Annotated in this window: 9 protein-coding genes and 2 pseudogenes; all 11 read right to left on the reverse strand. The window is 40.5% G+C overall.

What is annotated here, in order from left to right; translation table 11 throughout:
* Window positions 1-470 precede the first annotated feature (470 nt).
* The 11 genes and pseudogenes from PCNPT3_RS14405 to rpoC all read right to left on the reverse strand — a co-directional run bounded on the left by PCNPT3_RS14405 (window position 471) and on the right by rpoC (window position 12,132).
* The gene (locus PCNPT3_RS14405) at window positions 471-602 is read right to left on the reverse strand and encodes a hypothetical protein (RefSeq protein ID WP_269571685.1); all 132 of its coding nucleotides are present in this window, start codon (window positions 600-602) and stop codon (window positions 471-473) included.
* Window positions 603-1,239: 637 nt separating this feature from the next.
* Window positions 1,240-1,356, reverse strand: a pseudogene (locus tag PCNPT3_RS14040) (hypothetical protein); the annotation flags it as partial.
* Window positions 1,357-1,632: 276 nt separating this feature from the next.
* Window positions 1,633-1,749: pseudogene (locus PCNPT3_RS14045) on the reverse strand (hypothetical protein); the annotation flags it as partial.
* Window positions 1,750-2,026: 277 nt separating this feature from the next.
* Window positions 2,027-3,211: an elongation factor Tu gene (gene tuf, locus PCNPT3_RS12475; RefSeq protein ID WP_015466207.1), complete on the reverse strand. Its 1,185-nt coding sequence runs from the start codon at window positions 3,209-3,211 to the stop codon at window positions 2,027-2,029.
* A 73-nt stretch (window positions 3,212-3,284) separates the two neighbouring features.
* A complete protein-coding gene (gene fusA / locus PCNPT3_RS12480; RefSeq protein WP_015466208.1) occupies window positions 3,285-5,378 on the reverse strand; it encodes an elongation factor G in 2,094 nt (697 codons plus the stop codon).
* 71 nt (window positions 5,379-5,449) lie between these two features.
* Window positions 5,450-5,920: a 30S ribosomal protein S7 gene (gene rpsG / locus PCNPT3_RS12485; protein WP_015466209.1), complete on the reverse strand. Its 471-nt coding sequence runs from the start codon at window positions 5,918-5,920 to the stop codon at window positions 5,450-5,452.
* A gap of 84 nt (window positions 5,921-6,004) precedes the next feature.
* Window positions 6,005-6,379, reverse strand: a complete 375-nt coding sequence (gene rpsL, locus PCNPT3_RS12490) for a 30S ribosomal protein S12 (RefSeq protein ID WP_015466210.1) — start codon at window positions 6,377-6,379, stop codon at window positions 6,005-6,007.
* A 146-nt stretch (window positions 6,380-6,525) separates the two neighbouring features.
* Window positions 6,526-6,816, reverse strand: a complete 291-nt coding sequence (gene tusB / locus PCNPT3_RS12495) for a sulfurtransferase complex subunit TusB (RefSeq protein WP_015466211.1) — start codon at window positions 6,814-6,816, stop codon at window positions 6,526-6,528.
* A gap of 1 nt (window position 6,817) precedes the next feature.
* Window positions 6,818-7,180: a sulfurtransferase complex subunit TusC gene (gene tusC / locus PCNPT3_RS12500; protein WP_015466212.1), complete on the reverse strand. Its 363-nt coding sequence runs from the start codon at window positions 7,178-7,180 to the stop codon at window positions 6,818-6,820.
* Window positions 7,177-7,575, reverse strand: a complete 399-nt coding sequence (gene tusD, locus PCNPT3_RS12505) for a sulfurtransferase complex subunit TusD (protein ID WP_015466213.1) — start codon at window positions 7,573-7,575, stop codon at window positions 7,177-7,179. The genes tusC and tusD overlap by 4 nt, the downstream gene beginning before the upstream one ends.
* A 336-nt stretch (window positions 7,576-7,911) precedes the next feature.
* Window positions 7,912-12,132: a DNA-directed RNA polymerase subunit beta' gene (rpoC, locus tag PCNPT3_RS12510; RefSeq protein WP_015466214.1), complete on the reverse strand. Its 4,221-nt coding sequence runs from the start codon at window positions 12,130-12,132 to the stop codon at window positions 7,912-7,914.
* Window positions 12,133-12,193: the final 61 nt, after the last annotated feature.

The following is a 12,193-nucleotide window of genomic DNA, read 5'->3' on the forward strand; positions in this document are numbered from 1 at the left end:
GTTTATCCTCGATGCGGGCTAACTGCGGATAAAACCTCAAATAGTTCTATGTCTGTCGATTAATAGCCGCTTCATTCATTTAATAATGGTTTGACGCAAATGCATCTGATCATAGATTTTTGTTTTAATAAAGGATCTGTGATCCGCTTTTCTGGCACATTTACCTCAGGCATGTGCGCGTAACAATGTATAAATCAAGGCCTAAAACATGACTAAAAGCGCATAAAAAGAGAGCTAAGCTCGCTAGTCGGCTTTTAAGTATTTATGCACCTATGTGTTAAATAATCAACAAAACAATACCTGCATCTCCGTATGGCCCTCTACGTGCACATTAAAACGTACATCAGCAGACATTTTTCCTATTGATTCATAACTCCCGGTAATATTCGTAAAAAAAGCATAAAAGAAGCATAAAAAAAGAGAGCCTAAGCTCGCTCAACTGTGTTTAACGATTTATGAAGTGTATTTATTCAATGATGTGATCCAACACCCGCATCGTCAGTACGGCCACCTTCACGGATAGCAAAACGTAGACCGTCATCCCTTGCGCTTATTGATGCAATCAGCCTGCAACACTCACTAAAAACACATAAAAAAGGCATAAAAAAGGCATAAAAAAGAGAGCCTAAGCTCGCTCAACTGTGTTTAACAATTTATGAAGTGTATTTATTCAATGATGAGATCCGACACCAGCACCGTCAGTACGACCACCTTCACGGATAGCAAAACGTAGACCTTCGTCCATTGCGCTTATTTGATGCAATCAGCCTGCTACACTCACTAAAAACACATAAAAAAGGCATAAAAAAGAGAGCCTAAGCTCGCTCAACTGTGTTTAACGATTTATGAAGTGTATTTATTCAATGATGAGATCCAACACCCGCATCGTCAGTACGGCCACCTTCACGGATAGCAAAACGTAGACCTTCGTCCCTTGCGCTTATTTGATGCAATCAGCCTGCTACACTCACTAAAAACTATAAAAAAGGCATAAAAAAAGAGAGCCTAAGCTCGCTCAACTGTGTTTAACAATTTATGAAGTGTATTTATTCAATGATGTGATCCAACACCAGCACCGTCAGTACGGCCACCTTCACGGATAGCAAAACGTAGACCTTCGTCCATTGCGCTTATTTGATGCAATCAGCCTGCTACACTCACTAAAAACTATAAAAAAGGCATAAAAAAAGAGAGCCTAAGCTCTCTTCTATCATGTGTTTAACAATTTATGAATAGTATTTATTCAATGATTGTAGAAACAACACCAGCACCTACAGTACGGCCACCTTCACGGATAGCAAAACGTAGACCGTCATCCATTGCGCTTATTGATGCAATCAGCCTTACACATTCATTAAAACACATAAAAACTATAAAAAAGGCATAAAAAAAGAGAGCCTAAGCTCGCTCAACTGTGTTTAACCATTTATGAAGTGTATTTATTCAATGATGTGATCCAACACCAGCACCGTCAGTACGGCCACCTTCACGGATAGCAAAACGTAGACCTTCGTCCATTGCGCTTATTTGATGCAATCAGCCTGCTACACTCACTAAAAACTATAAAAAAGGCATAAAAAAAGAGAGCCTAAGCTCTCTTCTATCATGTGTTTAACAATTTATGAATAGTATTTATTCAATGATTGTAGAAACAACACCAGCACCTACAGTACGGCCACCTTCACGGATAGCAAAACGTAGACCGTCATCCATTGCGCTTATTGATGCAATCAGCCTTACACATTCATTAAAACACATAAAAACTATAAAAAAGGCATAAAAAAAGAGAGCCTAAGCTCGCTCAACTGTGTTTAACCATTTATGAAGTGTATTTATTCAATGATGAGATCCGACACCAGCACCGTCAGTACGACCATCTTCACGGATAGCAAAACGTAGACCTTCGTCCATTGCGCTTATTTGATGCAATCAGCCTGCTACACTCACTAAAAACACATAAAAAAGGCATAAAAAAAGAGAGCCTAAGCTCTCTTCTATCATGTGTTTAACAATTTATGAATAGTATTTATTCAATGATTGTAGAAACAACACCAGCACCTACAGTACGGCCACCTTCACGGATAGCAAAACGTAGACCTTCATCCATTGCGATTGGAGCAATAAGCTCAACAACGAATTTAAGGTTATCACCAGGCATTACCATTTCAACACCTTCTGGAAGCTGTACAGCACCAGTGATATCTGTTGTACGGAAGTAGAACTGTGGACGGTAACCTTTGAAGAAAGGAGTATGACGGCCGCCTTCATCTTTGCTTAGTACGTAAACTTCAGACTCAAATTTAGTATGAGGAGTGATTGAACCAGGCGCAGCAAGAACTTGACCACGTTCGATTTCTTCACGTTTAATACCACGTAGAAGAACACCAACGTTTTCGCCAGCACGACCTTCGTCAAGTAGTTTACGGAACATTTCAACACCAGTACAAGTACTTTTAGCAGTGTCTTTAAGACCAATGATTTCTACTTCATCACCAATTTTAACAATACCACGTTCAACACGACCAGTTACAACTGTACCACGACCTGAAATTGAGAATACATCTTCAATTGGTAGGATGAATGGTTTGTCGATATCACGTTTTGGAATTGGAATGTAGTTATCAAGAGCATCAGCTAGCTCAAGAATTTTTTCTTCCCATTCAGCTTCGCCTTCAAGTGCTTTAAGAGCAGAACCTTGGATCACAGGTAAATCATCACCTGGGAAATCATATTCGCTAAGAAGTTCACGAACTTCCATTTCTACTAACTCAAGAAGCTCTTCATCATCAACCATGTCACATTTGTTCATGAAAACAACTAAATGTGGAACACCAACTTGACGTGCAAGTAGGATATGCTCACGAGTTTGTGGCATAGGGCCATCTGTTGCAGCAACAACTAGGATACCACCATCCATTTGTGCAGCACCAGTGATCATGTTTTTAACATAATCGGCATGTCCAGGACAATCCACGTGTGCGTAATGACGTACAGCTGTATCATATTCAACATGTGAAGTAGAGATAGTGATACCACGTTCACGTTCTTCAGGTGCATTATCGATTGATGCGAAGTCTTTTACTTCACCGCCGAATTTTTTAGCAAGAACTGAAGTGATTGCTGCAGTTAGAGTTGTTTTACCATGATCGACGTGGCCAATAGTACCAACGTTTACATGTGGTTTATTACGTTCAAATTTTTCTTTAGACACAGTGTGTACCTTCTATTTCAGTTAATACCTTCCACATGCCATCACATGGAAAGATCGTAGTTTAATTTATTTTCTATTTCGCTTCAATAATAGCGTTAGCTATTTTTTTAGGTGCATCACCATATTCGAGGAATTCCATCGAATATGAGGCACGACCCTGCGTTGCAGAGCGTAATGCTGTCGCATAACCGAACATTTCGGCTAGTGGTACTTTAGCATGAACAATTTTCACGTTTCCGAGACCATCGCCCATTCCTTCAATCATGCCACGACGACGATTTAAGTCACCTACTACATCACCCAGCCAGTCATCTGGTGTTGTAATTTCAACTTTCATTACCGGTTCAAGAATAGTTGCATCGGCTTTCAATGCCCCTTCTCTAAAACCAAACATGGCAGCCACTTTAAATGCCATTTCGTTAGAGTCCGTTTCATGAAACGAACCATCAAAAAGTGTAGCGCGCACATCCAGCATAGGATAACCCGCTAATACTCCTTGATTCATTTGCTCTTCACAGCCTTTGCTGATCGCCGGGATATATTCTTTAGGAATACGTCCATCAGTAATTGCATTAACAAATTCAAACCCGCTACCCGCTTCAAGCGGCTCGAGTTTAAGATGAACATGACCGTATTGGTGAGGTCCATCGCCTTGACGAATAAATTTACCTTCCGCTTCCACTGTTTTGCGGATAGCTTCTCGATATGACACTTGTGGGTTCCCGACATTACAATTGACATTAAATTCTCGACGCATACGTTCGACAATAATATCAAGATGTAATTCACCCATACCGGAGATAAGAATTTGTCCTGATTCTTCATTTGTTTCGACATGGAATGAAGGATCTTCTGCGCCTAACTTAGTTAGTGCAATGGTCAATTTATCTTGATCTGCTTTAGTACGAGGTTCAACTGCGATCTGGATCACAGGTTCAGGGAAATCCATGCGCTCAAGGATAATTTTATGCTCAATCGCACATAAAGTATCGCCCGTAGTGACATTTTTAAGACCGATTACAGCAGCGATATCGCCCGCTCTCACTTCTTTAATCTCATTACGTTCGTTAGCGTGCATTTGTACAATGCGCCCTAAACGTTCTTTACTTTGTTTGACTGAATTATAAACATTATCCCCACTTTTCACCACACCCGAATAAACGCGAATAAACGTTAACGTGCCCACAAAGGGGTCCGTTGCAATTTTAAATGCTAGTGCGGCAAAAGGGGCATCATCATCCGCAGGACACGCAATCTCTTCTTCTTTCGCATTAAGGCCTTTTATAGCTTTAACTTCAGAAGGAGATGGTAAAAAATCAATAACAGCATCGAGCACTGCTTGAACGCCTTTATTTTTAAAAGCACTCCCACAGGTTGCCAATACAATGTCATTGTTTAATGTACGCTCACGTAAGCCTTGTTTGATTTCTTCAATAGAAAGGTCGCCTTCTTCAAGGTACTTATCCATTAAATCATCATTGGCTTCCGCGGCGTGATCGAGCAATTCTTCATGCATCATTTCAGCTTGCTCAAGTAAGTCTGCTGGAATATCGAGATATTCAAACGTCATGCCCTGATCTGCATCATTCCACTTAATTAACTTCATTATGATGAGGTCAATTATACCGCTAAAGTTTTCTTCTGTTCCTACATTCAAATGAATGGGTACACAAGTTGCGCCTAAGCGTTCTCGAATTTGCTCAAGTACCATCTCAAAATCAGCACCCGTTCTGTCCATCTTGTTTACAAATACGATACGTGGAACGTGGTATTTGTTCGCTTGACGCCAAACGGTTTCTGATTGAGGTTCAACCCCAGAGGCTGCGCAAAAAACAACAACCGCACCATCTAATACGCGTAACGAGCGTTCCACTTCAACAGTGAAATCAACATGTCCCGGTGTATCGATGATGTTAATGCGGTGTTTCGCAAACTGCCCTTGCATACCAGACCAAAATGTAGTCGTCGCAGCAGCTGTGATAGTAATACCACGCTCTTGCTCTTGCTCCATCCAATCCATTGTTGCTGCACCGTCATGCACCTCACCCATTCGGTGAGATAGACCTGTGTAGAACAATATACGCTCGGTTGTTGTTGTTTTTCCCGCATCTACATGAGCAACAATACCGATATTACGATATTGGCTAATGGGTGTTGTACGTGCCAAAGTGATGTCCTTTGAAATAACTAATTATTTTTTGAAACGAAAAAACGCAAGCAATAGCTTGCGTTAAGATCTTACCAGCGGTAATGAGCAAACGCTTTATTTGCGTCAGCCATACGGTGAACATCTTCACGTTTCTTAACCGCAGAGCCTTTATTATCTGCTGCATCGACTAGCTCACCAGCTAGACGTAATGCCATTGATTTTTCACCACGCTTACGAGAAGCTTCAACTAACCAACGCATTGCTAAAGCATTACGACGAGAAGGACGAACTTCTACAGGAACTTGGTATGTTGAACCACCAACACGACGAGATTTAACTTCGACGCTTGGGCGGATGTTTTCTAGAGCACTTTCAAAAAGCTCTAATGCATCTTTTTCAGTTTTTTTAGAAGAAACTTCTAAAGCAACATATACGATTTTTTCTGAGATTGACTTTTTACCGTCAACCATTACAACGTTAATGAATTTTGCTAAAACTTCTGATCCGAACTTAGGATCTGGAAGGATTTTACGAGTAGCTATGACGCGTCTTCTTGGCATCTTATTATCTCCGTGCGCTTCAGGATTTTCCCCAAAACATATTAAATTAAAATAGTGTTTGTTTGGCCTTACTTACGGGACAACTTAAGACTTAGGTCTTTTAGTACCGTACTTAGAACGACCTTGACGACGATCTGCAACGCCTGAAGTATCCAGAGCACCACGAACAGTGTGGTAACGAACACCCGGTAAATCTTTTACACGACCGCCACGGATCAAGATAACACTATGCTCTTGCAAATTATGGCCTTCACCACCGATGTATGAAGTAACTTCATAACCGTTAGTTAGACGAACACGAGCAACTTTACGCATTGCTGAGTTAGGTTTTTTTGGAGTAGTAGTATATACACGAGTACATACACCACGTCTTTGTGGGCACGCTTCTAACGCAGGAACCTTAGTTTTTACAACTTTGTCCTTACGTGGTTTGCGTACCAATTGTGAAATTGTTGCCATTATTAAATAGCTCCTAATTTGTGTGTGAAAAATCAAACCCTATAATTTAGGGTTGCAAGAGTTTACGCTGCTTACAAATGCGAGTCAATAATTAAGCAGTTGTGATCCGGCTCAACAAATCTAATGCAGCGTAAAATTCTATTTCGTTACCACGCTATGAGGCTCTTGTGCGCTAGCGTGAGAGAGACAAAATCTGTATATGAACAGCTTTTGCCTATTTTATTTTTTATGCCTCGCGCCTCTAAATCAGGGCGTAACACCATTAATCTACCCTGCTCAGAAAGCGCCTCTAATGCACTATACCATGCATGCTTTGCATGACAGGCAAATACACCATCTTCTAACAAAATCAAGCTGTCAGCATCGTTAAGCAACGCTAAACACTGTTGTAATGCCAAGCTTTGTGATGGAGACGTATGCACGCTATGTAATATCATATTAAAAACTCAATAGTTGATCTTGTCGTGCCAATTGCTGTTGTAATTGATGCTTATCCAAAACACTGACCTCGATCAGTAAATCTTTTGTTTGTAAATGACGCGCTGCCAGTGCTTCGGCGCAGACATAAATATTTTCAACATCGTACAACGCTAACATTTTAAAGAGAGGCGCAAAGTTTTTTTGTAAAATTTCATCAGGATCTTGACCGATTAATAATTGATACACCGCATCACCCATAAAAAAAACGGACAGTGACTCATTAAATGCCGATAACGCTAAGGTCAAATCAAGCGCCTCACGTCCTTGCGCTGAGCCATGAGATGCCGCGCGATTAATTATTCCAATTTTTTTTTGTTTCATAAAAATTGCACCAAACGATCTGATTTTGCACTTAGCTCTGCGAGTTGGCCAAGGCCACTTAAAGCAAAAGGAGGTTTAAGGTTAAAATGACTAAGGGCCAATTGCTCTGCCTCTACACTATCAACAATGCCTCGGCGTAATGCTGCCGACACACACACTTCTAATGGAAACTGATATTGCGTTGCCAAATCACACCATAATTGTTGTAAATTAACTTCATCTGTCGCGGGGCTCAGTATATAGCTACTATTCAGAACGCCTTCTTGATAAAAGAACACCCCTACAATTTCATGTCCACTTTGCAAGGCTGCGTGGCAAAACTGATAAGCACTACTGGCGCCTTGTTGTCCATAAGGCGCACCTGAAACTAATAAGGCTATTTTTGTTTTTGACATAATAACTCTCTGCTTATACCAAAGAAACTAAAAAGGTTACCCGTCTTGCTTGTTGAAATTATCCCTACCTGCGTTGTGAGTTTTGAAGTGAGAACAACTATCTCCTACAACTCATGCTTTGCTAGTGTTAATTTTTCCTGCGCAATACATGAAAACTTAATTAATTCCTTTGCTATTAATTTGTACGATCGCATTTTTAAAATTTATACGCACGTTTAAATAACATCATAAAACAGATATTCACATATGCCTAAGTAAATTAACCCACATTCTGGCACATAAAAAAGTTAAAAAAAAAGGTGCCGAAGCACCTTTTTATGATTTTATCAGTAAAGATTATTCACCAAAATCAACTGCATTTAGTAAGTCTGCTAAGTTTTTCTCAGCAGCATCTACGTCAATAACAGGATGCTCTGGTTTAGGCTCAAGTGCTTTAGCTTTCGCAGCTGCACGTGCTTTATGATAAGCAAAACCAGTACCAGCAGGGATCAAGCGACCCACGATAACGTTCTCTTTAAGACCGTAAAGTTTGTCACATTTTCCTGCAACCGCAGCTTCCGTAAGAACACGCGTTGTTTCTTGGAAAGACGCAGCCGAGATGAATGATTCTGTTGCAAGTGATGCTTTAGTAATACCGAGTAACACGTAATTAAACTTAGTCTCAGATTTACCCGCAGCTTTTAATAGACGGTTATTAATAATAACGCGTACTACTTCAGCTTGCTCACCCACTAGGAATGTTGAATCGCCGGCATCAGTGATCACACATTTACGTAGCATTTGATTAACGATAACTTCGATATGCTTATCATTAATTTTTACGCCTTGTAGACGGTAAACTTCTTGCACTTCATTAGTAATGTAGTTCGCCACTGGGCTAATACCACGTAAACGCAAGATATCATGAGGAGATTCAGGACCATCTGAAACAACCTCACCTTTTTCAATCTTCTCACCTTCGAAGATGTTTAGGTGACGCCATTTAGGGATCATCTCTTCATACGTTTCGCCATCAGCTTTAGTGATAACTAAGCGCATTTTGCCTTTAGTTTCTTTACCAAATGAAAGCGTACCTGAAACTTCAGCAAGGATAGCAGCATCTTTTGGTATACGTGCTTCGAATAAATCCGCAACGCGTGGTAGACCACCGGTAATATCACGTGTTTTCGAACTTTCACGAGGTATACGAGCAACCGCATCACCAACTTGCACTTGTGCACCATCTTCTAGGTTTACAATTGCATTAGCAGGTAGATTATATTGCGCTGTTACTTTCGTACCAGGAATAAATAAGTCATTACCTTCAGCATCAACTAATTTCGCAGTTGGACGCATTTCTTTACCTGCAGTTGGACGCTGCGCTGGATCAATGATAACAATACTTGATAAACCAGTCAGTTCATCCGTTTGTTTGGTAATAGTAATACCTTCAACGAAATCTAGGAACTCAACTTTACCCGCTACTTCAGTGATAATTGGATGTGTATGTGGGTCCCAGTTAGCGATAATTTCGCCAGCTACGATTGCCGCACCATCTAACTTCTCTAATACTGAGCCGTAAGGTAGTTTATGGTTTTCTTTAGCACGACCTAACGCATCGATAATTGTTAATTCTGTTGAACGTGAAGTTACAACAACTTTACCTTCAGAGTTAATAACAAATTTAGCATTATGCAGTTTGATCTTACCTGTGTTTTTAACTTGTACGTTATTTTCAGAAGCAGATCGAGATGCCGCACCACCGATATGGAACGTACGCATTGTAAGCTGCGTTCCTGGCTCACCGATTGATTGTGCAGCCATAACACCAATAGCTTCACCTTGACCAACCATATGACCACGAGCCAAATCACGACCATAACAAGCCGCACATGCGCCAAAGTCAGTTTTACAAGTGATTACAGAGCGTACCCAAATTTCATCGACAGACGCAACTTCAATAAGATCACAAAGTTTCTCATCAAGTAATGTATTACGTTTGAAGATAACTTCATTTTTAGTGCCAGGCTTAATAACGTCACGCGCAACAACACGGCCCAATACACGTTCACGAAGTGGCTCAACGATATCGCCACCTTGAATAAGCGGTTTAATCAATAGACCGTCTTCACTGCCACAATCTCTTTCAGTAATAACAAGATCTTGTGCAATATCAACAAGACGACGTGTTAAGTAACCCGAGTTTGCTGTTTTAAGTGCGGTATCTGCTAGACCTTTACGTGCTCCATGCGTAGAGATAAAGTACTGTAGTACGTTTAGCCCTTCACGGAAGTTCGCAATGATCGGCGTTTCAATGATCGAACCATCTGGTTTCGCCATTAGACCACGCATACCCGCTAACTGACGGATCTGAGCTGGGCTACCACGAGCACCAGAATCGGCCATCATGTAAACACTGTTGAATGATTTCTGTTCAACATATTCACCGTGGCGATCTTTAACCATTTCCGTTGACAAGTTATCCATCATCGCTTTGGCAACTTTATCATTCGTTGTTGCCCAGATATCGATAACTTTATTGTAACGCTCACCAGCGGTTACAAGACCAGCTTGGAACTGCTCATAAATTTCAGTTACTTGCTCTTCCGCTTCTTCTACTAAATGTTTTTTAGCATCCGGAATAACCATGTCATCGATACAAACTGATGCACCTGATAATGTTGCATATTCGAAACCGGTGTACATAAGTTGATCTGCAAAGATAACCGTATCTTTAATGCCCAGTAAACGATAACAAGCATTAAGCACATTAGAAATTGCTTTTTTACCCATATCTAAATCGATATGTTTAAATTCAAGACCTACAGGCATAATTAACGATAAGATCGCACGACCAACTGTTGTTTCAACAATTGAAGTGGTTTCTGTACGTGATTTATCTTCTGCAATATGTACTTGCGTCATGCGCACTTTAACAATTGCTTGTAAATCTACAACGCGAGCGCGGTAAGCTTTTTCTGCTTCCTTAGCACTCTTAAACCACATGCCTTCACCCTTCGCGTTGATGTTACTACGCGTCATATAGTAAAGACCTAATACAACATCTTGTGATGGTACAATAATCGGCTCACCATTTGCAGGTGAAAGGATATTGTTGGTAGACATCATTAAAGTACGCGCTTCAAGCTGTGCTTCAATTGTTAACGGTACGTGTACCGCCATTTGGTCACCATCGAAATCGGCGTTGTACGCAGCACAAACTAAAGGATGCAATTGCATCGCTTTGCCTTCAATTAAAACAGGCTCAAATGCTTGGATACCTAATCTGTGCAATGTTGGCGCACGGTTAAGTAGTACTGGATGTTCACGAATAACCCCTTCAAGGATATCCCAAACTTCAGCACCTTCACGATCTACTAATTTTTTAGCAGCTTTGATCGTGGTTGCAAGACCTAATGCTTCTAATTTTCCGTAAACAAATGGTTTGAATAACTCAAGCGCCATTTTTTTAGGAAGACCACACTGGTGTAAACGCAGCGCTGGACCAACCGTAATTACAGAACGACCAGAGTAATCTACACGTTTACCAAGTAGATTCTGACGGAAACGACCTTGTTTACCTTTGATCATATCAGCAAGCGATTTTAAAGGACGCTTGTTAGATCCAGTAATAGCACGGCCACGACGACCATTATCTAATAATGCATCCACTGATTCTTGTAACATACGTTTTTCATTACGTACGATAATATCAGGCGCATTTAAGTCTAATAGACGTTTTAGACGGTTATTACGGTTAATAACACGACGGTATAAGTCATTAAGATCAGACGTTGCAAAACGGCCACCATCAAGTGGTACTAACGGACGTAAATCAGGTGGTAATACAGGTAATACTGTTAATATCATCCACTCTGGTTTATTTGAAGACTGGTGGAAAGATTCAACCAATTTCAAACGTTTAGTTAGTTTCTTACGCTTAGTTTCAGAATTAGTAGTACCCAACTCTTCACGCATTTCTGCGATTTCATGATCAAGATCGAGTTGTTTTAATAGAGAAAATATAGCTTCGGCGCCCATTAGCGCTTCAAATTCATCGCCCCATTGCTCAAGCATATCAAGGTATTCTTCTTCAAGAAGAATTTGACGACGCTCAAGATCTGTCATGCCAGGCTCAACAACAACAAATGATTCAAAATAAAGAATACGTTCGATATCACGTAACGTCATATCTAGCATTAAACCAATACGTGATGGTAATGATTTAAGGAACCAAATATGTGCCACTGGAGAAGCTAATTCGATATGACCCATACGATCACGACGAACTTTAGATTGGGTTACTTCAACGCCACATTTTTCACAGATCACACCACGATGTTTTAGGCGTTTGTACTTACCACATAAACATTCGTAATCTTTAATTGGACCAAAGATACGCGCACAGAAAAGACCTTCACGCTCAGGCTTAAAGGTACGGTAGTTGATTGTTTCAGGTTTTTTTACTTCACCAAATGACCATGAACGGATCACTTCAGGTGAGGCCAAACCAATTTTTATTCCATCAAACTCTTTGCTTTTATTTTGTTGCTTCAAAAACTTAAGTAAGTCTTTCACGCTATTCTCCCATAGGAGTTAAAACGAGGCACCTTACCCAGTAAGGTGCCACTTATTGTTA

The organism is Psychromonas sp. CNPT3, from assembly GCF_000153405.2.
Lineage (GTDB): Bacteria > Pseudomonadota > Gammaproteobacteria > Enterobacterales > Psychromonadaceae > Psychromonas.

Excerpts from the sequence above, each read along its gene's own strand:
- PCNPT3_RS14405 (WP_269571685.1), bottom strand. The coding sequence starts at position 602 with ATGCCTTTTTTATGTGTTTTTAGTGAGTGTTGCAGGCTGATTGCATCA.
- rpsG (WP_015466209.1), bottom strand. The coding sequence starts at position 5,920 with ATGCCAAGAAGACGCGTCATAGCTACTCGTAAAATCCTTCCAGATCCT.
- rpsL (WP_015466210.1), bottom strand. The coding sequence starts at position 6,379 with ATGGCAACAATTTCACAATTGGTACGCAAACCACGTAAGGACAAAGTT.
- tusB (WP_015466211.1), bottom strand. The coding sequence starts at position 6,816 with ATGATATTACATAGCGTGCATACGTCTCCATCACAAAGCTTGGCATTA.
- tusC (WP_015466212.1), bottom strand. The coding sequence starts at position 7,180 with ATGAAACAAAAAAAAATTGGAATAATTAATCGCGCGGCATCTCATGGC.
- tusD (WP_015466213.1), bottom strand. The coding sequence starts at position 7,575 with ATGTCAAAAACAAAAATAGCCTTATTAGTTTCAGGTGCGCCTTATGGA.